Origin of the sequence: Halomonas sp. GFAJ-1 (genome assembly GCA_002966495.1) — a bacterium.
In the GTDB taxonomy this organism is placed as follows: Bacteria; Pseudomonadota; Gammaproteobacteria; order Pseudomonadales; family Halomonadaceae; genus Vreelandella.
In genome coordinates, this window is the sequence record CP016490.1 from 2,229,489 (window position 1) to 2,252,231 (window position 22,743).

Sequence of the window (22,743 nt, forward strand, 5' to 3'; positions counted from 1 at the left end):
AAACGGAAATGTCTCAGTTAAAAAACCAAATTGGTACGGCTATTGTGCCAGCGGTTATCCAGGCGCTTATGGTATGTGTCGTACGATTTTTTACTATTCCCTGGTCAATTTGGAAAGGAGCGGCGTTACGCCTGGCTGCAATGCGCCAAAGTAGCGATGAAGAAAAAGTTGCTTCTAGCAAGTCCGAATTTCCGGTTTTTGATTGGTTCAGGGCCGCTTGGGATGGTGCTATTTTTTTGTCTTGGTTTGTTGGCATACTGGCAAGTGTCATTGCGCTGATTGGCGGTAGTATGGGGTATGGGGGCCTCATGGCAGGTATAGCGGCGGGTATTACCGTGTTGGTGTATTTTTACTTCGCGGTTATTGGCATGTCGCTGCTAAAAGAAGGTTTAATCTTGGTGTTGTCAATTGCATTGAATATGGAACGCTTAGTCAATAAAGGCGAAAAACAGTCTTCATAGTTGTTTGGCACCCAATCAACTAGCAACACGGCAAGTTCTTCTTCGTTCGAAACGCCATAGGATAACGTGATCCTGAATGCAGCGGAGATCTCCCTGCACTCCTCTTCAACCCGTCGGCCACCGTCTAGGGTGGTCAACGGCTACATACTTCAGCAAGCCGGAAATGTGGCTGCTGCGCGGTTTCTCTCCGCAAAGCCTAATAAGGAGTTAGCCACGTGCGTTTGCATTACCACGGCCTTATGCCCGAGCGAATAGGGTTTGTTTTATTGCCCCGCTTTTCAATGATGGCATTTTTTTCCGCTGTTGAACCCTTACGTATTGCCAACCGTATGAGCGGTCGCCCCCTGTTTGACTGGACGCTGTTTAGTTTGGATGGTGAACCCGTCAGTGCCAGCAACGGCATGACGCTGATGGTTGATCAGCCGATTGGCGACTGTTGGGACTTACCCTCGCTGGCTGTCTGCAGCGGCTTTGAACCAGAAGCGTATCTAACGCGGCCTTTGGTCAGTTGGCTACACCGTTTAGACCAGGCTGGCTGCGCACTGGGCGGCATTGATACCGGCTGTTTTCTACTGGCTGCTGCCGAACTGCTGAAAGGTGAGCGAGTAACGCTGCACTGGGAGAGCCTGCCTGCTTTCCGTGAACGTTTTCCGCTGATTGACACATCCGATGAGCTGTTTGAGCTAGGGGAGCGCCGGTTTTCCTGTGCAGGCGGTGCGGCGGCGATGGACATGGCGTTAGAGGTTATCAAGCAGCGCCACGGCGCCAAGCTGGCGGTGGATGTCTCTGAGCAGCTAATTCATGAGCGCTTAAGAAATCGCCACGATCAGCAGCGTATGTCGCTGGCGCGCCGATTAGGCTCGCATAATCGGCGTTTAATTGAAGCGGTTGCGTTAATGGAGCGCCACCTGGAAGCGCCGTTACCCCTGATAAAGATTGCCGAGCGAACGGGGGTGTCGTTACGCCATCTTCAACGGCTATTTGAGGAGCATCTTCATCGAACGCCGCGTCAGTGGTATTTGTCACTTCGTTTGTCGCGGGCGCAGCGCCTGCTGATGGAAACCGATATGGACGTGTTAGAGGTAGGTATTGCGTGTGGCTTTGCATCAAGCTCCAGCTTTGCACGTGCGTATCGCACGCATTTTGGCTGTTCACCGGTAGAAGCACGACGCCAGTCACGTCAGTAGCTAAGCGGTAATTTGTCGCTTTATGAGTGTTTTATGTCGCTCAATGTCGTTTGAATTGTTGTTTAGTTGGCAGACTTGACGAGGTATATCGCCAAAAGAGGACATAATAATGCAGCGTACATTCATTGGTGTGAAAAGTATTGGCGCACTCAGCTTGGCAGGTTTCACGGCGTTGGCTGTCTCCGCCCCTGCATCGGCTGGCCTTGATGAGGTGCGGTTTGGTGTGCCGCCCTGGCCTGGAGTTACCGTGAAGTCCGAGGTAGCGGCACAGCTGATGGAAACGATGGGCTACCAAACCCGCCAACGAGATTTAGCGGTTAGTGTTATTTTGGCTGGCTTAACCCGTAACGATGTGGATGTTTACTTGGGCGGTTGGTATCCGGTGCAGACGGATATGGTAGAGCCGCTGGTGGCCGATAATAAAGTGGAAAAACTGGTCTCCAATATTCAGGGAGCGAACTCTGGTTTAGTGGTACCGCAGTACGTGTATGACGCCGGCGTAACGTCGGTGGCCGACCTGGACGCCCACCGAGACCGCTTCGACGGCGAGATACAGGGCATCGAGGCGGGCACCGGTATTAACACGGCGATCCTCGCGGCGATTGATAACGATATTGTGGGGCTAGGCGACTGGTCGCTCAGAGAGAGCTCTACGGCGGCAATGCTGGCGCAAGCCGAGCAGAAAATGGCCAACGGCGAGTGGGTGACCTTTGTAGGCTGGGAACCCCACTGGATGAACGTCAGCTTCGATATGGCCTATCTGGATGATGCCGAAGGTGCCGGTATTGCTCAAATTGGGAGCACTGTATGGACGATTGTGCCTGCCAGCATGGCGGCAGAAGACCCCCAGTTGCATAGGTTCCTTTCTCAATATGTGGTGGATATTGAGGATCAAAATGCCTGGGTGCATAGCTATAGCTACGAAGATCGTCCCGCGGATGAGGTGGCCTCTGAGTGGATCAGTGCCAATTTAAGCACTGTAGAGACTTGGCTGGAGGGGGTCATGGCGAAAAATGGTCAGCCGGCAATAGAGGCAGTGCGCGCCAATTACCAGTAACTGAGCGTTAATGCTCTAATCGTTGGTTGAGCGCCTGGCAAAAATCTTGCCAGGCGCTTTGCATTTCTGGCAGCAGGGCATGGGCATGTAAGGCGGCGTGCACCATCGTGCTGGCGCTGCGATACCCTACCTGCACACCGTTACGGCGCCAGGCAGCAACGGCTTGTTCAAGTGGAGCGGTTAATGGGTCGTGCTCAACGCTAAGCACTTCCAGCTGCGCTTTGGGTGGGAGTGCATCGATCTGAGTGTTCAACCCCGGGCAGAAAGAAAGCAGTGATAAGACATCGTTACGGCTAAGCAGCGGGGCATCAGGACCCAGCGTTTGTGGGTTAAGCGGGCCAACCGGCGGATAAATAAGCCCTAGCGGAACGCTATGCGTTAGCCGCGTTAACACGTCCAGCGCCAAGCGCCCGCCTGCGCTATCACCAACGATGGCAGCAGGCGTTATCACGCGGGTGGCGCTTAAGCACTCCCCCAGCATGTCGCTGTAGTCCGCTTCAGGCGCTAAGCAATAGTCGAGACTGACAACGTGGCGCGAGAGTCGGTCAGCTAGGCTTGCCGCAATACCATGGTGGCTGTGGACGGATCCCAGCGTAAACCCCCCGCCGTGAATATACATAATGCGACCCGGCTTGGCGGAGGCAGGAATAAAATGCCGAAGTACGCTGCCTTCCCAAGGCTCGTCGGTAATGCGCATGCCGGCTGGGTTAGGTGGGGCAAATGTTTGGCACAGCTGGTCGTAGCGCTGGCGCGCCTCTGCGGGCGTACTACGCGTGACGTTAGCTAAGCCTCGCTCAAAGCGGGTGATAAAGGTGTCGATATTCATAGCGATACTCGTTATTCACGGCTGCTTTCGTTAACCTCCCGAGGCTTATTGAGCACTAGGCGTCAACGAGAGACGCCTAGTGTCATCGTGTGCCTTAGCTCAACGTTTCTTACGGCCTGTATTAAGCGACTCGCGGAACAGCGAAAGCAGTACGCCGGCTGTCATTACCAGCACCACCACGCTCAGCGGTAGAGCAGCTGCAATCAGCGCTGTTTGCAGTGCGCTTAGACCGCCTGCCACCAGCAGCACCGCCGCGACTAAGCCAATCACTACGCCCCAGAAAACGCGAAAGCGTATGGGCGGCTCGTTATCGCCTAGCGACAAAATAGTGGTGAGCACTAACGTCCCTGAGTCTGAAGAGGTAACAAACCAGCTCATTAGCAGAAAGACCATGAGGGCTGAGAGAATCCACCCAAAGGTACCGCTACCCACAATCCCATCCGCCGTGGCAAACAGTGCAGCCGGTAGGTTCCAGGCGTTTACTAGCTCTATAATGCCAGCGCTGCCCGGTCCGCCCGTGGCATAAAGCTCCTGGTGCATGGCGTTGCCCCCGAAGATGATCAGCCAAACAAAGATGATCAGGGTAGGCACTAACAGAACGCCCAGTACAAACTCGCGCAATGTACGGCCCTTGGAAATGCGGGCAATGAAAAGGCCCACAAAGGGAGCCCAGGCGAGCCACCAGCCCCAGTAGAAGATTGTCCAGCCCTGTTGCCAGGCGGCGTCTCCCTCCTCATCGGCGTACCAAAGCCCCATGGGAATGAAGTTGATGGCGTAGTCGAGTAACGTCTCGCCGAAGGTCATGATGAGCCACAGCGTGGGGCCTGCAATGAGGAAAATGCCGACGACAATCAGGGATACCCAAATATTCAACTCTGAAATAAGACGAATACCGCCACGTACGCCGGATACAGCGGAAAGTATTGAGATAACTGAAATGCCAGCAATCAGCATCAGCTGAGTAGTTAGCCCAGGGTCAACCCCCACGAGCCGCTCTAACCCAACGGCCATTTGGCTAACCCCAAGGCCCAGAGATGTTGCCACACCAAATACGCAGCCCAGTACGCCCAGGATATCGAAGAGATGACCAATAGGGCCAAAAATGCGTTCACCTATAAACGGATAAAGCGCCGAGCGCAGTGCGAGTGGCAAGCCTTTTCGGTAAGCAAAATAAGCCAGTGACATACCCACGATGACATAGATGGCCCAGCCGTGAAGCCCCCAGTGAAAAAGGGTCACGCGTAGCGCATCGATAGCACGTTCGTGCCCAATCGCGGTAGCACCCGCCATATCTGCATGAGGGTTGTTGGGATAGCCAAAGGCGCCGGTATCGTCGAGATAGAAGACGGGTTCTGCGACGCCGAAAAACAGAATGCCAATGCCAATGCCGGCAGACAGCAACATCGCAAACCACGCAAAATTGCTGAACTCCGGGCGGCTATCGTCAGCGCCAAGCCTTACGCTGCCGAAGCGACTAAAGATGATAAAGGCACAGACGGCGAGTAGCAGCATGACGGTTACGAGGTAGTAGCCGCTGAAGGTGCTCTCAATCCAGGCGCGTGTGGTACCAAAGACGCCGCTCGCGGTCTCTGAACCAAACCCAGTGAAAAGTACAAAAAGCAGCACAAGCGCGCTCGCGGTTAGCGTCATGCCCTTGTGCATGCCTTGGAAAAAGCCGCCTTGCGCCAGCTCAGTCACCATGTAGTCAGTGCTGAGCTCGGCCTTTGGTGAATTGTTATGAGGCGGCGTGGGTCGATGAGGGGGGGTTGGCGTAGCGATATTCATGTCCTCCTGGGCCGGGCGTCGGGCCGGCAGTCCCGATGAACCGCCCGTATTGGCGGACGGTTCTTATTGTTTTTCGTGTTGTTATCGCCGTATAGCGATGATTCGGCTAGCCTGTGACGGCCAAGCCGAGGGCGCCGCTAGGGGCAGCGCATCAATGGCTTGCTCAACGGATAGGGGGAAGGGGGCAGGGCGGCCGGTATCACTGTCGATGCCCATTAGCATCTGCTCGCTGGTCGCTAACAGGCTGCCTTCCTCGTCATGCAGCTTGAAGAAAATATGCAGCCGTTTAGTGTCGCGATCCAGCAGCGTCAGTTCTACGCTGAGTGGCTGCCCTTCGTGAGCCTCGCGGCGATAGCAGAGGTGTGTTTCAAGGGTATAGAGGGTGTAGCCGTGGCGCGCACGGCCTGGTTCGTCTAGGCCGACGTGCTCCATTAACGCCTCGACCGCCAGCGAGAAGACCCGAGCGTATTCGGCATCGTTCATATGTCCGTTGTAGTCGACCCAGTTTGAAGCCACACGGCTCTCTAAAATGACCATTAGATACGTCCTTCCAAGCCCTCGGCTTCGGGCCAATACTTTTGTACCAAGCCCAGCAGCTCCACCAAAAAGTCATCGCGGCGGCGGTCAAGCTCAGCCACTGGACGCCCCGCAGCTTGGTGCTCACAGCCCTCCACCACACGGTCGATCAGCTCATCGGTGAGTTCCGGGGCTTCCAGTTTTGTCCAAGGGAGTTTTAGCGCTGGGCCAAACTGCTCCAGCATGTGGCGCATGCCCTGTTCGCCACCTGCCAAATGGAAGGTGAGGAAGGTGCCCATCAACGACCAGCGCAGACCGCAGCCGTAAACTACTGCGGCATCGATCTCTTCGGTCGTTGCCACTCCATCATTGACTAAGTGCAGCGCTTCACGCCAGAGTGCTTCCATCAGGCGATCGGCAATGTGCCCTTCAATCTCTCGGCGCACAACCAGAGGGCGCATAGCAAGCGCCTGGTAAAGCGTGCGGGCGCGCTCTAGTTGGTTAGATGCGGTCGCTTCACCGCCCACCAGTTCCACAAGCGGCAATAGATAAACTGGATTAAAGGGGTGCGCAACGATCACGCGCCCCGGCGCCCGTGTACAGGCCTGCTGCAAGTCGCTGGGCTTGAAGCCGGATGTAGAGGAACCGATCAGCACCTCTGGCGCGCTAGCCGCATCCAACGCAGCCAGAATCTTACGCTTGAGATCCAAACGCTCTGGCACGTTTTCTTGGATCAGATCAGCACCTTCCACCGCTGCTTCTAAGCTGTCTACAAAGCGCAGCCGCGTTGGGCTGGCGTCTTTAGCGAGACCATGCTTTTCCAGCGCTGCCCAGGCATTGTCAACGAAAGCGCGGGTACGCTGTGGTGCATCGGGGTCTGGGTCGAAGGCCACAACATCCCAGCCGTTTGCGAGCGCCCGTGCAATCCAGCCGTTGCCGATAACGCCCGTGCCGATAACCGTGAGCTGTTGGCTCATGATTGACCTCCATTAGCCTGACCTTCAATACCACCGGTATGCGGGTTACGTAGTTTGAGGTGCGCGCGCGTTTCAGCGGGTGTCATCACGCGGGCGCCCAGGTTCTCAATCAACGTAGCTGCGTGCTCTACCAGCTGGGCGTTGGTGGCTAGGGTGCCTTTTTTTAGGTAGAGGTTATCTTCCAGGCCAACGCGGGCATGGCCGCCTAGCAGCACGGCTTGGGCTGCCATGGGCATTTGATGACGACCGATACCGAAGGCGGCCCACTGGGCGTTTTCTGGCAGCTTATTGCGCATGGCTAACATGGTTTCAGGATCGGCCTCAGCGCCCCAGGGAATACCCAAGCAGAGCTGATAAAGAGGATCGCCTTCAATCAATCCCTCTTTCTGCAGTTGCCGGGCAAACCACACGTGGCCCAGGTCAAAACACTCAAGCTCCGGTTTAACGCCCGCAGCTTGTACCAAGCGGGCGTGTTCGCGAAGCCAGTCAGCGGGGTTTACGTAGACCATATCGCCAAAATTGAGGCTGCCGCAGTCGAGCGTACACAGTTCGGGCAGTAGTTCACCGACCGGCTCATGGCGCTGAGCCGGTGTTTGAATGTCCGTGCCGGGGCCACCACGGGTGGGGTCATTAGCGTCAGGAATCCAGTCGCCGCCACCGCCTGCGGTGATGTTCATAACGATATCCACGTCGGCTTCGCGCACACGCTCCATCACTTCGCGAAAGTGATCTAGCGAGTGGCTGATGCCACCCGTTTCTGGGTCGCGCACATGAATATGCGCTATGCTAGCCCCGGCTTTCGCGGCGGCAATGCAGTCATCGGCTATTTGCTTCGGCGTGATGGGTACGTGTTGGCTTTTTGTTGTCGTGTCGCCAGCGCCAGTGACTGCACAGGTTAAAATCACGTTTCTATTCACTTGCTGCTCCTTTTAGGGCTAAGGGTTTGGCCCTATTGTGGCAACAAGTGCTGACTCTGAGTGTGCGCTAAGCGACGCAAAGAAATTGCAAGGCGACATAAGTGGCTCGACTTAGTTACTGATCTCGGGTTCAGAAGGTACGAGGTGCGTAGCTGCATTATTTGCAAAAAGAAATGCCGCCCCTAGCATAGGCTAGCAGGGCGGCGCTGAGTGTAGACCTTAAAACGTACGTTTAGACCAGTGGTAGGCGATGGCAAGCTAAAAGAATAGTGTTGTTCACTATACTATTAGTAAATCGGTCGTTTTAATTAACCTTTGACTCAGTTAGCGAGAGCGGCTGTCGCGTTATGCATGTCACTATGAAGATCACTGAGTGACACATGCTTGATCTCTTCAATATCGGTCAGTTCTGTAAGGTCAATACTCATATAGTTAAGACTGTCATATGTGCGAACGTAGAGCTTCCTCTGCGCCAAATCAGTAAGCGTGACCCATGACGTATACTCTGAAGTATAGACGCGGTTGTCATGCACACCCGGTGCCGTAATGTTGGCGATACCGTCTTTAAAACGGTTATCTATTGTGATGCCTCGGGGGCGGTCAAAGTTATTCATTATTTGCGACAGCGTTGTGATAGCTCTCTCGGGGGTTTCTGCTTTTTCAGCGAAGTTTGCATAGTAAAAAGCACGCACAAACCTGCCAACTGAGGTGTTAGAAGAAGGTAGTGCGGCTGTTGCTATACCTGAATCTGGTTGCTCTAAACGAACACCTTGGGCGTCAAGGCGTGAGTGGTCAATATTGCTTAAGTGAGTGTAGTTATTCATGTTTGTCATGTGCCAGGAGAACTCTGGGCCATTCGTCATAACACCTAAAGGGTTATCAATGATGTTTTTTTCACCATTAAAGAACTCAATAACCGCCGACTCTCCGCTAGCATCATGAATAACATAGTGAAACGGCGTACTGAGCAGGTGTCCGGGAAGTAACGACGTTACCATAGTCGGCTGCTCTGCTAGTGCATCTTTCACCGCTGAAACCGTATCAAACTGTGACAGAGCCCAGGCACCGAGATCTATGGCCGCTAGTACCGCTTGGGTGTTATCCACCATGTCGGTTGGGCCTTCTGCACTTGGGAACGCCAGAAGGCTGAACGTTAAACCCTTGTCGTTGAGACCCTCAACCACTTTAACATCACCGGATATTGGGTCGGGCACGCCGATAGAGACAAAAGCGTTTTGCCCTGTAAAATCAAGCGCATGGTGTTTATCTGCTTGTGAGCCGTACGTAGCGCCCTGTGGGAAGTACGATACCTTATAAGGAAGCTCCATAGGCAGCTCCAATGTCCGCCCAGCATAGGCGTTGTTGTGAGCATCACTGTAGAGTAGTGATGTGCACGCCAGGAGTGCGGGCGCTATCAACAACCCTGATACAGCCACCGTTAGCGCAGATAGTGTCGATTTTTTACGTTGGGACATGTCGTGATCCTTGCAGAAAGGCATAGCCTTGAAACACACAATAGAGGGCAGCGTTTATTAGCGTTGTGAGTGGCAGCCTTCTGACTGTTTTACACTGCCACTCCTGGCTTCCGCAGGCTATCAGATGCTCCAGCCAGCGCTCTGTGATTAGGCGCGAGCTACATATTTAATCAACATTTGCTGGGCGCGACTTTGTACGCCGTTGCGGCATGGGTATGTAGTTCGGGAGGCTTGCTGTTGCCACCGTACTCCTCTAACCACTTGCAGGCGTTGATGATATCGTTGGCTAACCCTTTGAGAACGTTCTTGTTTAGGTGTGGGCGTACGACGATGCGCAACGAGCGAACTTCTTCAGCGGCGGGTGGCATGGTGTAGGCGGATAGCACCCAGCCACGCTCGCGCACTTTGGCGGACACGTCGAACTCATTAAAATTGCTGTACTGCTCTTTAAGCGTAAGGGCGACCACAGGGATGCGTTGGGTCTCATTCATGATGGTGAAGTAGCCACTGTCTATCAGCAGGTCGCGCAGATACTGAGAGTTCTCGACCGTTTTGGTCATGATGCGCTGATAGCCATCAAACCCCAGTCGTATGAAGCCATAGTATTGCAAAGCGATCTGAACGGCATTGCGCGAGAAGTTAAGCGTTGCTGTAGGCATCTCCCCGCCCAGGTAGTTCACATAAAAAATTAGATCCTTATTAAAGACCTCTTTTTCACGGAATATCACCCATCCAAGACCAGGCGGTACAAGCCCAAATTTATGTCCAGAAGCATTGATGGACTTTACACGGGGAAGGCGGAAATCCCATTCATATTCCGGGTAACAGAAGGGGTTAACAAACCCACCTGAGGCGCCATCGATATGCATAGGAATAGAGATGCCCGTGCGCTTCTCATAGTCATCTAGCCAGTCATGAATTTCCTGAATATCATCATCTTCACCGGTGAAGGTCTGACCCGCAATCGCCACAACGCATATCGTATTTTCATCGACATACTCTTCAAGATGCTCGGCGGTCAGGCGGTAGTTGCCAGGTTTGAGGGGCACGATTCTTGGTTCAACGTCGAAATAGCGAAGGAATTTTTTCCACACAATTTGGACATTTCCGCCTGTGACCATATTCGGGCGTGTTGTGTCTTTACCAGCCTTTTCCCGGGCCTGTCGCCAGTTCCATTTATGAGCAAGCCCTGCAAGCATGCAGGCTTCGGATGAGCCGACGGTAGCCGCGCCGTAGGGCTCAACATCCTGTGGGCCGTTCCACAGCGTATGCAGCCACTTCACCATTCGGCGTTCCATGTTGAACAGTTGTGGATACATATCGTGGTCGATATGGTTTTTAAGAATGTGTTCTTTGGCTAGCTCGACCTCTTCCGGCTCCATAAATGTTGTAACAAAGGATGACAGGTTCATCTCCGGGCGAGCATCTGTCCATGCTTCACTGTTAACAATCGCTTTAGCAGCACGTGGATGAATACCTTGGCGTGGCATATGATCTTCAGGGACTTCCATGTTAAACATATCCCAAGGCGACATTTTGCTTGATTCAGTATGGTTCTGATCACTCATTTCTGCTCTCTCCATGATGTCTTTCTGTAAAGATAAGCCTAAGGCTATCGAAATTTAAAGTTTTTTTATTCAAAAATAAATTATTATTTGGCTTCTCTTTGATGATTGTTTTAGCTTGCTATCTTTTTGGTAGGATTTTTTTATCCTGAATGTAGGAAAGGAAATGATTTTTTTGTTATAAAAATTATTTTTCTTATAATCTGCGAGCGCTGCTATAGAGATGCTGCTTAAATTTTATTGCGTGGATCTGTAGCGTAGTTGTATTGTAAATAAAAACTAAATTAAGCATTGATGGCGATTTTTGACGACTAGCGTTAAATATGAGGTAACGTTAAATTAACGCTAGCAGGGAGCGAACAAGACGATGGTTAATTATTTAGTTGAGTGGATACCGACCACTCTTCGCAATCATCAGGAGCTGGCGATTTTTATTACGTTAGCAGTCGGCTACTGGATCGGAGCGAGACGGTTTGGATCATTTAGCCTTGGCGCTGTAACGGGAACGCTGCTGACCGGTATTGTGGTTGGGCAACTAGGTATTGATATATCAGATCAGATTAAGTCTATCTTTTTTATTATGTTTCTATTTGCCGTTGGTTTTGGCGTGGGGCCGCAGTTTGTTAGAGGTATCGCCTCTGATGGCTTGCCTCAAGCACTGTTTGCTGTGGTGGTTTGTTGCGTCATCTTGGCCTGTGTTGCAGGAGCCGCCATGGTAGCGGGATACGGCCCGGGTCTGGCCGCTGGCTTACTGGCAGGCTCACAAACGATCTCCGCTTCTATCGGTATTGCGACGGATGCGATGGCGCGCACTGGTATGTCGCCAGAGCAAATAGCTGACCAAGAAAATCTCATTCCCGTTGCCTACGCCATTACCTATATTTTTGGCACCGTTGGAACAGGCTGGATATTGGCGTATCTGGGGCCAAAACTGCTGCGCGTTGATATCGCGGCGGAGTGCGCGCGTTATGAGCGCGAGCACTCCATTGGAGCACCTTCAGGAGGAATGGGAAGTGCCTGGCATCAGCATGAAATTCGCGCATTTCGAATTCCTGCAGGTGGTCGCGTGGAGGGAATGACCCTTGCCCAGGCTGAGGCGGCAGCCGGCGAGCGGCTATTTATTGAAGGGGTGCGCCAACATAATCAGGTTGTCGAGCCTACCCCCGACCTGGTGTTGAAAGCAGGCGATGTAGTGGCTGTTTCCGGTCGTCGGCAAGCGCTGGTAGCGCTATCAAATATGACCGAAGAAGTTGAAGATCGGGCGCTTATTGATATCCCTGTGGAGGCTGTGGATGTTTTGGTAACCGCTAAATCCGTTGATGGTTGTCAATTGATTGAACTTGCCAAGGAGCCTTTTGCCCGCGGTGTCTACTTAAACAGCGTTCGCCGTGGCTCGGCTGGTGTAGAGGTGCCGATACTGGCGCAAACCAAGCTCCATCGGGGTGATATCGTGCGCATCACGGGTACCGCTACCCATACTGCGAGAGTGGTTGAAGCGCTTGGCTATGCAGATAGGCCAGCCACAATCACTAACATGGTATTAGTGGGGCTTGGGATCTGTGTCGGGGGGCTAATAGGCTCGCTGATTCTACCTCTCCACGGGGTGCCGATTACGCTTGGAACTTCTGGCGGTGCGTTGATAGCGGGTATTATTTTGGGCTGGTATCGCACGGTGAACCCAAGAGTGGGCAATGTGCCAGAGTCAACACTCTGGTTTATGAACTCGGTGGGCCTTAACGTCTTTATTGCGGTGGTGGGCATTAGTGCTGGTCCTACTTTTATTGCAGGCCTTCAGCAGGCGGGGTTCGGTATTTTCTTTGCAGGCCTATTTGCAACGGGTATGCCCATGGTACTTGCGCCTCTAATTGGTAAGTATATTTTCCGCTTTGATCCTGCTATTAATCTTGGCTGCTGTGGTGGTGCTCGAACGTCCACCGCTTCTGGTGCCATGGTGTCAGAGGTGGCCAAAAGCAACGTACCTATGCTTGGTTACACCGTACCTTACGCAGTTTCCAACACGCTGCTAACGCTATGGGGGCTCGCTATTGTCTTGCTTCTCAATATTGGGTCAGGGGGATGAGTAGTGCTGACGCTTAATAGGTTGTTAACTGCTGCGATGATTGTAAGGCACGTTTTTAAGCAACTGACCCTAGGGAGCGTGGCGCTTGTGCTGCTCACTGGCTGCACCATGCAGGCCCATGCGCCATCGATGCCACTGTATGGTTCCTTCTTTCCTGTATGGCTGCTGGCTTCTTTGCTCGGCATTATGGGTGCCGTACTTATCAGAGTGGCCTTTATACGTGTCGGATTAAATGAACATCTTCCGGCCCCGGTGCTGGTGTACTTATGTTTAGCGATCCTATTTAGCGTGATTATTTGGGCGCTATGGACTGGAGAGCTGGCACTATGAGCGAAACAAAACATAAGCCTGCATTGAACCGCATTCCAATTAAGGCGATGTTCGTCCGCATAGTAGGTTTTGCAATAATAGCTGCAGCCGCCATGGCTGTTATATGGGTTATTACGCTCCGAGAAAGCTCGCTCAGTACCGACCACGCTTCCATTAGAGCGACGACCGTGCCCATTGCTAGCCACGTTCCGGGGCGTGTTGTGGATGTCTTCGTCGAGAATAATACGTTTGTCGAGGCGGGAGACTTACTCTTTCGTATCGACCCTGAGTTTTACGAGCTAAGAGTCGAGCAAGCGCAAGCAGTTCTACGTACTGCCGAGGCAGAAGTTGCGACAGGTCGCCGCTTAATTGCCGCCCAAGACACAAATGTGGACATCGCCACTCGCCAGATTGATCGAGCCCGCAATCATGTAGAGCTCACTCGTCAGACGCTAGAGCGCCTGGAAAACCTATTGCCCCGCGGTATGGTTACGGCTCAGCAAGTCGATAACGCACGCTCTTTGTATCAAGATGCTCTGATCTCGCTGGATGAGACGTTGAGTCAGCAGGCCGCCGCTCAAACGTTGGTGGGTTCGCTAGACGCTGCAATGGCGCAGGTTGATCTGGCACGCTCAGCGCTAACGATGGCAGAGCGAGAGCTGCGCGATACCCACGTCTATGCCCCTATTTCTGGTCGTATTACCGGTGCAGATATTGGAGTAGGCACCCATGTCATGGTGGGCGTTCCCCTATTTACGCTGATTGATACTGATGAATGGAGAGTGTCTGCGCTGTTCCGTGAAACAGAGCTGCCAAATATTCATATTGGAGCGCCGGTCGATGTCTTTGTCATGTCGGCACCCAATCAGCGCTTGAGCGGGCGGGTTGAAAGTCTAGGATATGGCGTCAGAACCACGGATGAGATCAATATCATTGGTTTGCCGATTGTGGATAGCTCGGTTGACTGGGTACGTGTGGCGCAGCGCTTTCCAGTGACCATTCGTCTTGATGATCCACCGGAGGAACTGATGCGCATTGGTGCTTCGGCCTCGGTGATCATCCGTTCGGTGCAGTTGCATGAGTAGCGCGCCCCAGCGATCCCCTCGAGGGGTTGGCGGCACGCTGCTTGCAGAGCTGAAGCCGTTTGATGGACGGCTAGTGATGTCTTTGCATATTGCGTTACTGTGCGGCATGACCGCCGTGCTGACCATGACGCTTCAAGTGCCGTTGGCGCTGCTCTCCTGCTATCTCATTTTTCTCATGTACCGAGATAACGCAGGGGAGAATATTGTCATCGGCGTTGGTCTGATTCTGGCCGTAACGATCATTATTGCGCTTAGCGTGGTGCTGATGATGCTGGTGGCAGGCTCACCTGCTTTGCGGCTAGCCATGATGGGGGGCGTTACCTTCGGGAGCATGTGGCTGGCACGTGCGAGTAAATTGGGAGAGCCCGCGGGTCTACTTGGGTTTATTCTCGTCTTCATCCTGTCTGCTTACGACTATATCGGCATGCCAGGGCTGGTGGTGCGCGCATTAACCTGGGTATGGATGGTGGTGTTTGTGCCTATGGTGCTGCTTGCCGCCTTGGGAGTGTGTGCTGGTCGCAGTCCATATCGCTTGGTGCAGAAACGGCTGCGTGAACGGTTGGAAGTATCGGCGCACCTATTGTCAGGCGGAGATCCCGTCGATGCTGAACCGCTGCTGCAAGAAGGTAACACTGCGGGGGAGAAGCACCTTGGGATGGCACGCCTTTTGGGCCAAGTATCGCGGGAATCGCATGAGCGGATGGCGCAACAACTGTCGGCTAGCTTCCAGCTGCTTGCGGTCGCACAGTCAGCGGCAGTGGCAGGAAAGCGTTCACCGGAATGGAGTTCGCTTTTGTCTCAGTTGTCACAGGGTGAGGCTAAAACGCCTTTACCCACAGAGGAAGATCCAGTGGCGCAGGCTATACGTGCTTATGCCGAGCCTCTGGCTACTCAGCCGAACTCGGCACCACACGCTGCAAAAAGCGCATTTTTCCATCAGGATGCGTTTTCTAACCCCACCTATATCAGGTTCGCTCTTAAGGTGTTGTTGGCTGTTTTTTTGACCTACACCTTGTATACCAGTATCGGTCTTTTTGAAATTCACACTGCTATGGTGACCTGCTTTGTGGTGGCGCTTAGCTCCTCCGGTGACACCCTTCAAAAAAGCACCCTGCGCATTATTGGCTGTCTTGTTGGCGTCGCCATGGGCGTTTTTTCTGTGTATTTCGTCGTGCCTCACCTGAGTGATCCAGGGCACCTCTTTTTGTTGATCACGATAGGCAGCTTTATAGCCGGCTGGGTAGCAACGGGATCATATAGAGTGCAGTACGCTGGTTTCCAAATGGCGTTGGCGTTTTTTATCTGTGTGCTGCCCGGTTCACCGCTAAGCTTTGGCCCAAACTATGACCTGGCGGATGCCGGCTACCGTATCCTCGGCATTCTTGTGGGTATCGCCATCATGGGGCTAGTATTTTCATTGATCTGGCCGGAAAAAGCGGGGGATTCTCGAGCGTTGGAGACCGATAAGGCGCTCGCGAGTATGGCCAGAGTTCTGAGGGGTGAGGACGCGCTAGAAACCGTTTATGGCCATCTTGATACCGCTCAGCATGCGAGTGAAGTGATGAAGTTTGAGTGGCCTCGCTTTGAAAGCGCAGCAGACGCCGCAGGTACCCAGCGGCTTGCGGTAGCCTTACAGTTGGCACAGCTGCTACCTCTTATGAGCGCCTCTGCCGCCGCGCCGCTGGCTGCTGCCTTGGAAGCATCTGCGAATCACGAACGCTTTGAAACACTCAACGCTGTGGGAAGCGGTGATGTCGCGCTCGACCGTGCGTTTGCGCTGATCCATCTATTGTCTGAAGAGGGGGAAAAAGCATGAGGAGAGCGCTTCAGCGATTAATGCTCGTCGCAGCGTGTGGGGCAATAACGGGCTGTGTGCAGCAAGGAGGATACTCAAATACATTGGCGTCTATCGACGAGATGCCAATGCATCTCGGTGATAATAGTGCTGCTTTGCCCGCGACCTTACAAACTACCGAAAGCTCCTTGGCTCCTTTTCAGTTTTCTACCCAGTCGTCTCTCGATGTTGATATTGATTCTGAACATCGCTACACCCTCCCAGAGCTGATTGATATTGCACAGCGTAATAGCCCCGCCACCCGCGCTGCATGGCTGCGTGCCCGTGAGGCTGAGCTGGCGATAGACGTGGTGGATTCTACACGGCTCCCTCAGTTATCAGCCAATGTGCTGGCAGGGTATGAAAGGGTTTCTCGTCCTGAGCCGGGCATTCCTGAGCTTGGGATCGGCTCAGGTCGTCTTACTGCGACAGGGTATCAGCTGTTTCCTAACCTAGCCGTAGAGTGGCTGCTGTTTGATTTTGGTGCTCGTGATGCGGCTCGCGAAGTGGCAGAGCAGACTGCTATCGCCAGCAATGTTATTTTTGATGGGGCACACCAAAAGGTAATATTTGATGTTAGCGAGGCCTACTTTCAATTAATGGCAGCTAAGTCTGAGGTGGAAATTGACCAGGAACGCCTAGAAGATGCGCAAACGTTGCGCGAAGTAGCACAAGGTCGGCTTCAAGAGGGAGTGGCTATTAGGGCTGAGGTGGCGCAGGCTCAGCAAATAGAGGCTCGGGCTCAGTTCGATCTTACGTTGGCGAACAATCGGGTAGAGCGTGCTCATGCCGCTCTCATCCATGCCATGGGGCTTCCACCGATGACAGCACTGGAAGTTGCTGATCTGTCGGGGAGAACGTTACCACGCGAGGTGCCCAGGCCGCTTGATGAACTCATAGAGACCTCTTTGGCCCAGCGCCCTGATATTCAGGCGGCTCTGGCACGCGTGCGCGCATCGCAATCAGGCATTGATCTTATAGCCGCAGGCTCTCGCCCCAAAGTAGCCGCCGTCGCTAACATTGGGCAGTTACATGGGCACGTGGAGTTGAGTGACAGCCGCTTTGGCAGCATAGGCTCGATGAATCGTCCATTGGATGAAATTCTGGCGGGCGTAGTGTTTACCATGCCGCTTTTTGATGGAGGGCGGCGTCAAGCCCAGCAGGCACAGGCGAGAATCCAGGCCGAGGCTGCCGAAGAAGATCTGCGAGAAATTCGCAGCGCCGCCGCTTACCAGATAGTTGAAGCGTATAACCTACTACATAGCAGCTTAGCGGCTTACACAGCATCTGGCCCATTGGTAGAAGCCGGACGCGAAACTTATGATACATCGCTTGGCCTTTACGAAAATGGCCTAGCAACGCTGGCAGAAGTTAGCTTAGCTAAGATTGCTTTGAACGATGCGCGTCTGATTCAGACACGTGCTTTTTCCGATACGTTTGCAGCGTCAACAGCGCTCGCCTTTGCCACAGGTCGTCTCAACCACCGCACTGCACCCGCCACCTTTTAATCCTGAATTGAAAGCTCCCTGTGTCTATCTAAACACAGGGAGCTTAAACAGACGTTTAGCCACCAAATTTTTCGTTTTCACCTAAATTTGGGGTTTCATCTTTTTTAATATTTGCTTTAGCGATCTCATAAAGCTGGAATGCTTTGCTCTCTTTTGCCTTCCAGTGCTCGCCCATTTGCACCTTGATTTCCATAAGAGCGACATCGGGGTCATCTTTACCTTCAGGGAACCAGGCAGCGATGAAAGGGTTCCAGTATTTTTCAATCAGCTCGCGGTTATCGGTCAGGCTCGCTTTGCCTGAAAGCGAAACATACACACCCTCTTCTTGGTCAGAAAAGCTGAGGCATACATCGTGATCACTCTTCGCTTCAAACACTTTTTCAGCGCTTCGGCGTGTAAAGAACCATAGCGTACCGTCATATTCATCCTGGACTAGGTGCATCGGGCGTGCGCGGGGCACCTCATTATCCAACGTCACTAACATGCCTACCTTGATATCTTTGATCATTTTCCAGATCTTCTGCTTATGTTCCGGGCTGGACATAGCGCCACACTCCTTATGAATTTGAAAATGAGTAATTGCCAAATAGGGGTGCTACTACACACCACTTGGCTAGAATTTATACCAAAGCTATTTTTTATGATTGCTTTTTGTACAAACCCTGACAACAGCGTAGCTATCATTGTCGATATCAGCAAATCGATTTGAGTTTGCCCTTAGCTCGTTGGCGCGCTGTTAGGTTTTTCAGAAGAATGTTGTGTTTAAAAGCTGCTTTTTTTACCAAACGCGGCATGTGCTCTCGTGGGTAATTCTTAAGATGAGTTAATGTGATTGGTGGGTTGTTAACAATAAAACTAATCAAGGATTCGATCATGAAATATCCACGTACCTTATTAGCTGTGGCCATCACGGCTGCTGTTACTAGCACAAGCTATGCGGCTCCGCTGCTAAGCGATCAGGCTCTGCTTGTTGATAGCCCCGAGCACATTAGTGCCAATGCCTGGGTAGAGGTCTCTCAATCTGCTTTCGAAAGTAACGTTCGTGATGTTCAGGAGTTATTGGGGGAAGAGGCTGAACTCTGCGCCATCATGAAAGCCGATGCTTATGGCCATGGCATTGCTAATTTAATGCCTTCCGTTATTGCGTTAGGTATTCCTTGCATTGGTGTCGCGAGCAATGAAGAGGCTCGTGTGGTTAGGGCCAGTGGTTTCGAAGGGCGTTTAATGCGGGTACGCAGTGCAACACCTGCTGAGATACGTGGCGCATTTGATTACGATATGGAAGAGCTATTCGGCGACATAGCTGCTGCACGTCAGGCTTCTGAGGATGCGGCTGAAGCGGGTGTTACGCTGCGCTACCATTTAGGCTTGAATGCTGGGGGCATGGGGCGTAACGGCATGGCACTTGAAAGCGAATCAGGACGCCAGGAAGCCTTAGAGCTTCAAGAGTTAGCATCGTTGGAGCTGGTGGGCATCATGACTCACTTTGCCTTTGAAGATGAGGACTTTGTTCGCCAGGGGCTAGAGGTTTTTCATGAGCAGAGTGATTGGCTAATCGAGACGGCCAACCTAGATCGTGATGGCTTAATTCTTCATGCAGCTAACTCGTTTGCCACTATGGAAGTGCCTGAAGCACGCCTTGATATGGTGCGTCCTGGCGGTCTGCTATATGGTGATTTGCCCCATTATGAACAGTTCAAGCCTGTGATGTCTTTCCGAACGCGTGTTGCATCGGTGAACGATTATGCTCAGGGCAGCGGAGTGGGGTATGACCATGTAAGGGTGTTAGAGCGTGACAGCCTGCTGGCGAACTTGCCCGTTGGCTACTCTGATGGTTATCGGCGTGTGTTCACGGATGCCGCATTCGTGCTGATCAACGGTGAGCGAGTGCCAGTATTTGGGAAAGTATCAATGAACACGACCATGGTGGACGTTACTGATATAGAAGGTGTGGCACCGGGTGATGAAGTGGTGCTCTACGGTCTCCAGGGCGAAGAGCGTATTACCATTGAAGAGCTTGAGGAGCTCAACGACGCACTATTAGCTGATCTTTATACGGTGTGGGGGAACTCCAACCCAAAAGTACTGAGACCGAGTGACCGCGATAACGAGTGATTCTGTGAATTAGGCTTCGTGCTATGAAACCACCCCGCTTAAATGAGCGGGGTGGTTGTGTTTTGGGGAAAGGTCTGGGGGAGTGTTAGAGCATCATGGCGGCTACCCACCCAAAGGCAATCAGCGGGATGTTGTAGTGCAGGAACGTTGGCACAACGCTGTCCCAGATATGGTCGTGCTGGCCATCAGCATTGAGACCGGCGGTAGGGCCAAGCGTCGAGTCGGAGGCTGGCGAGCCGGCATCGCCCAAGGCGGCTGCAGTACCTACCAGCGCCACCGTGGCGAGTTGTGAAAAGCCAAAGTTAAGCGCGAGTGGTACGTAAAGCGAGGCGATGATGGGTATCGTTGAGAACGAAGAGCCGATGCCCATCGTAATAAAGAGACCGACGAGCAGCATAATCAATGCTGCCAAGCCTTTGTTATCACCAATTATTTCCGTGGAACTACTCACCAACGCTTCAACTTCACCACTGGCCTGCATCACGCTGGCGAAGCCAGCCGCGGTAATCATAATGAACCCGACCAGGGCCATCATGCGCATGCCTTCGGTAAAGATGCCGTCCTGCTCGTGCCAACGGAAGACGCCACTCAGTGATAGCAGGGCAAAACCAAAGATACCCCCCAGCACCATTGAACCGGTGTAGAGCTGAACGGCAACAGTTCCAATGAGTGCAATTGCCAGCACAGCTTTTTGCCAGCCTTTCAGATGTTGGGCCGCTTCTGCTTGCGTCTCGTCGCCTTTGGCGAGGTCACGGTCTTGATAGTGACGGCTTTTGCGGTAGCTAAATAGCACAGCCACTGCAAGGCCAAGCGCCATCCCGCCGATAGGAATCACCATCGCCATGGGTACCATACCTCGGGTGACTTCCAGCCCAAATTCGGCACCGCTTTCGTTCAGGTTGGTCAGCAGGATGTCGTTGAGAAAGATGGCACCAAATCCCACTGGTAGAAGCATGTAGGGGGCAGTAATACCAAAGGTGATCACGCAGGCGACGAGTCGGCGGTCAAGCTCAAGGTGGTTCATCAGCTTGAGTAGTGGCGGAACCAGTACCGGGATGAAGGCAATGTGCACCGGAATCAGGTTCTGAGAGCTGACTGCTGCGGCTAGCAAGGCGGCTAGTAAGGTGTAGGTCACCATACGTCGACTGCCGCCTGAATTATCTACCTGAAAGCGCGCAATGGCGCGGCTTGCCATCACCTCGGTGATACCCGAACGTGAGAGTGCGACGGCGAAGGCACCCAGTACGGCGTAGGCCAGGGCCACGGTGGCACCGTTACCGAGGCCATCGTTAAAGGAATCAAGGATGGCATTGACGGGCATGCCCGCATAAAGCCCGCCGACCAATGTTGCGACGATTAAAGCAAAGACAACGGAAACGCGAGCCAAGCTGAGGCTGACCATCACTAAAATGGCCAAAACGATAGCATTCATGGAAGCTACTCTTGTCGTTGGAATTGAATGCGGTGAAGCCCCGCAGTCGTTCGCTGCGGGGCTGGAAAAGCCGCTTAGTGCTGGCTTGGCAGGGTGCCAGGCCGAAGCAGGTGGCTTAGTGTTCTGGCGGCTAAAAGGTCGCTGGCTGCTTCAATGTCTGGGGCAAAGAAGCGATCCTGGTCGTAATGGGTAACATGCTTACGCAGCAACTGTTTGGCTTGCTCCAGTGGCTCGGTGGTGTTTAAACCGTGGCGCATATCGAGTCCTTGGCAGGCACTGAGCCATTCGATCGCGAGAATGCCACGCACGTTGTCGGCCATTTCCCACAACCGCTTGCCAGCCGCCGGGGCCATAGAAACGTGGTCTTCCTGATTGGCCGAGGTAGGCAGGCTATCCACGCTATGCGGATGCGCTAGCGCTTTGTTTTCACTGGCAAGGGCGGCCGCCGTCACCTGGGCGATCATAAACCCGGAGTTGACGCCGCCTTTTTCGACCAGGAAGGGCGGCAGTTGGGACATGTGCTTGTCCATCATCAAGGAGATGCGTCGTTCCGCCAGCGAACCGATTTCAGCGATGGCAAGCGCCAGGTTATCGGCAGCCATGGCGACCGGCTCAGCATGGAAGTTACCACCGGAGATAATGTCGTCGGTATCTTCAAACACCAATGGGTTGTCGGATACCGCGTTGACTTCAACCGCCAGTACGTCAGCCACATGGCGAATTTGAGTCAGTGCTGCCCCCATTACCTGCGGCTGACAACGCAGGGAGTAAGGGTCCTGCACTCTATCGCAGTTGGCATGGGAGTCGCCGATGTCGCTGGTTTCGCCGAGCAGATGCCGATAAGCCGCCGCTGCGTCGATTTGGCCGCGTTGGCCACGCACTTCATGAATGCGCGCATCGAACGGCGAGCGCGAGCCTAACGTGGCTTCAACCGTCAGAGAGCCGCAGACCGTGGCGGCGGCATATAAGTCTTCGGCATCGAACAGGCCGCGTAGCGCGTAAGCGGTGGATACCTGGGTGCCGTTGAGCAGTGCCAGGCCCTCTTTGGGAGCCAGCGCAATGGGGCTAAGACCGGCGACTTTGAGCGCTTCCTCAGCGGAGAGCCATTCGCCTTTGTGGCGTGCTTTGCCTTCACCAATCAGTACTACACTCATATGTGCTAGCGGCGCTAAGTCACCAGAGGCGCCCACCGAACCCTTAAGCGGAATATGCGGGTATACCTCGGCGTTGATCAAGGCGATCAGCGCATCGAGGACTTCCCGGCGAATGCCAGAAAAGCCCCGCGCCAGACTGTTAACCTTAAGCACCATGATGAGCCGTACAAGGCTATCATCCATCGCAGCGCCAACGCCGGTGGCGTGGGAGAGCACTAGCGAGCGCTGCAGTGCTTCCAGGTCTTCATCGGCGATACGTGTTTGAGCAAGCAGCCCAAACCCAGTGTTAATGCCGTAGACCGTGCGGTTCTCGTCGACCACACGGTTGACGCAATCCACGCTTTTTTGAATGGCTTCGTCAGCACTGCTTGGCAGGCTAACCTTGACCGGTGATTGAAAGACCTGGCGCGCCTGCGCCAGTGTCATTTTGCCGGGCTGAATATCAAGGTGGGGCATGATT

The 22,743-nt window shown here is 53.4% G+C and carries 19 protein-coding genes; 9 read left to right on the plus strand and 10 right to left on the minus strand.

From position 1 onward, the window contains the following. Positions 1 to 8 precede the first annotated feature (8 nt). The 3 genes from BB497_09995 (at position 9) to BB497_10005 (ending at position 2,705) form a co-directional block, all read left to right on the plus strand. Positions 9 to 461 (plus strand): hypothetical protein, encoded by a 453-nt coding sequence (locus tag BB497_09995; GenBank protein AVI62998.1) that lies wholly within the window; start codon positions 9 to 11, stop codon positions 459 to 461. A 215-nt stretch (positions 462 to 676) separates the two neighbouring features. Then, positions 677 to 1,648 carry an AraC family transcriptional regulator gene (locus BB497_10000; protein AVI62999.1) on the plus strand — a complete coding sequence of 324 codons (972 nt, stop codon included), beginning with the start codon at positions 677 to 679 and terminating at the stop codon, positions 1,646 to 1,648. A 109-nt stretch (positions 1,649 to 1,757) separates the two neighbouring features. After that, entirely contained in the window at positions 1,758 to 2,705 is a 948-nt protein-coding gene (locus tag BB497_10005; GenBank protein AVI63000.1) for an ABC transporter substrate-binding protein, read from the plus strand. A 7-nt stretch (positions 2,706 to 2,712) separates the two neighbouring features. Here BB497_10005 and BB497_10010 read toward each other — a convergent pair whose 3' ends face one another. The 7 genes from BB497_10010 to BB497_10040 all read right to left on the minus strand — a co-directional run bounded on the left by BB497_10010 (position 2,713) and on the right by BB497_10040 (position 10,769). Continuing rightward, on the minus strand, positions 2,713 to 3,531 hold the full coding sequence (locus BB497_10010; protein AVI63001.1) for a lipolytic protein: 819 nt from the start codon (positions 3,529 to 3,531) through the stop codon (positions 2,713 to 2,715). 99 nt (positions 3,532 to 3,630) lie between these two features. Continuing rightward, positions 3,631 to 5,316, minus strand: coding sequence for a choline transporter (locus BB497_10015; protein ID AVI63002.1), 1,686 nt, complete (start codon positions 5,314 to 5,316; stop codon positions 3,631 to 3,633). An 81-nt stretch (positions 5,317 to 5,397) separates the two neighbouring features. Then, positions 5,398 to 5,853, minus strand: a complete 456-nt coding sequence (locus tag BB497_10020) for a hypothetical protein (GenBank protein ID AVI63003.1) — start codon at positions 5,851 to 5,853, stop codon at positions 5,398 to 5,400. Beyond that, positions 5,853 to 6,809: a 3-hydroxybutyryl-CoA dehydrogenase gene (locus BB497_10025; GenBank protein ID AVI63004.1), complete on the minus strand. Its 957-nt coding sequence runs from the start codon at positions 6,807 to 6,809 to the stop codon at positions 5,853 to 5,855. Before BB497_10025 ends, BB497_10020 begins: the two co-directional genes overlap by 1 nt. Then, on the minus strand, positions 6,806 to 7,726 hold the full coding sequence (locus tag BB497_10030; GenBank protein AVI63005.1) for an NADPH:quinone reductase: 921 nt from the start codon (positions 7,724 to 7,726) through the stop codon (positions 6,806 to 6,808). Before BB497_10030 ends, BB497_10025 begins: the two co-directional genes overlap by 4 nt. 320 nt (positions 7,727 to 8,046) lie before the next feature. Continuing rightward, positions 8,047 to 9,126 carry a hydrolase gene (locus tag BB497_10035; protein ID AVI64326.1) on the minus strand — a complete coding sequence of 360 codons (1,080 nt, stop codon included), beginning with the start codon at positions 9,124 to 9,126 and terminating at the stop codon, positions 8,047 to 8,049. Between the two features lie 245 nt (positions 9,127 to 9,371). Next, positions 9,372 to 10,769, minus strand: a complete 1,398-nt coding sequence (locus tag BB497_10040; protein ID AVI63006.1) for a glutamate decarboxylase — start codon at positions 10,767 to 10,769, stop codon at positions 9,372 to 9,374. Between the two features lie 364 nt (positions 10,770 to 11,133). Between BB497_10040 and BB497_10045 the strand changes: the two genes are divergently transcribed. Genes BB497_10045 through BB497_10065 form a run of 5 tightly spaced genes read left to right on the plus strand, consistent with a single transcriptional unit; the run spans position 11,134 to position 17,582 of the window. Beyond that, positions 11,134 to 12,846 (plus strand): aspartate-alanine antiporter, encoded by a 1,713-nt coding sequence (locus BB497_10045; GenBank protein AVI63007.1) that lies wholly within the window; start codon positions 11,134 to 11,136, stop codon positions 12,844 to 12,846. A 36-nt stretch (positions 12,847 to 12,882) separates the two neighbouring features. After that, complete coding sequence (locus tag BB497_10050; GenBank protein ID AVI64327.1) at positions 12,883 to 13,176, plus strand: hypothetical protein; 294 nt, start codon at positions 12,883 to 12,885, stop codon at positions 13,174 to 13,176. Between the two features lie 47 nt (positions 13,177 to 13,223). Then, the gene (locus tag BB497_10055) at positions 13,224 to 14,240 is read left to right on the plus strand and encodes a multidrug transporter (GenBank protein AVI64328.1); all 1,017 of its coding nucleotides are present in this window, start codon (positions 13,224 to 13,226) and stop codon (positions 14,238 to 14,240) included. Then, on the plus strand, positions 14,233 to 16,056 hold the full coding sequence (locus BB497_10060) for a transporter (GenBank protein ID AVI63008.1): 1,824 nt from the start codon (positions 14,233 to 14,235) through the stop codon (positions 16,054 to 16,056). Before BB497_10055 ends, BB497_10060 begins: the two co-directional genes overlap by 8 nt. Beyond that, positions 16,053 to 17,582, plus strand: a complete 1,530-nt coding sequence (locus BB497_10065) for a transporter (GenBank protein ID AVI63009.1) — start codon at positions 16,053 to 16,055, stop codon at positions 17,580 to 17,582. The genes BB497_10060 and BB497_10065 overlap by 4 nt, the downstream gene beginning before the upstream one ends. A 55-nt stretch (positions 17,583 to 17,637) precedes the next feature. On the opposite strand, the gene BB497_10070 is transcribed toward BB497_10065, so the two are convergent. Beyond that, positions 17,638 to 18,126: a pyridoxamine 5'-phosphate oxidase gene (locus tag BB497_10070; GenBank protein ID AVI63010.1), complete on the minus strand. Its 489-nt coding sequence runs from the start codon at positions 18,124 to 18,126 to the stop codon at positions 17,638 to 17,640. A gap of 329 nt (positions 18,127 to 18,455) precedes the next feature. Here BB497_10070 and BB497_10075 point away from each other — a divergent pair, with 329 nt between their 5' ends. Beyond that, positions 18,456 to 19,697 carry an alanine racemase gene (locus tag BB497_10075; GenBank protein AVI63011.1) on the plus strand — a complete coding sequence of 414 codons (1,242 nt, stop codon included), beginning with the start codon at positions 18,456 to 18,458 and terminating at the stop codon, positions 19,695 to 19,697. A gap of 85 nt (positions 19,698 to 19,782) precedes the next feature. On the opposite strand, the gene BB497_10080 is transcribed toward BB497_10075, so the two are convergent. After that, positions 19,783 to 21,129: a sodium:proton antiporter gene (locus tag BB497_10080; protein ID AVI63012.1), complete on the minus strand. Its 1,347-nt coding sequence runs from the start codon at positions 21,127 to 21,129 to the stop codon at positions 19,783 to 19,785. A gap of 74 nt (positions 21,130 to 21,203) precedes the next feature. Beyond that, the gene (locus BB497_10085; protein ID AVI63013.1) at positions 21,204 to 22,739 is read right to left on the minus strand and encodes a histidine ammonia-lyase; all 1,536 of its coding nucleotides are present in this window, start codon (positions 22,737 to 22,739) and stop codon (positions 21,204 to 21,206) included. Positions 22,740 to 22,743: the final 4 nt, after the last annotated feature.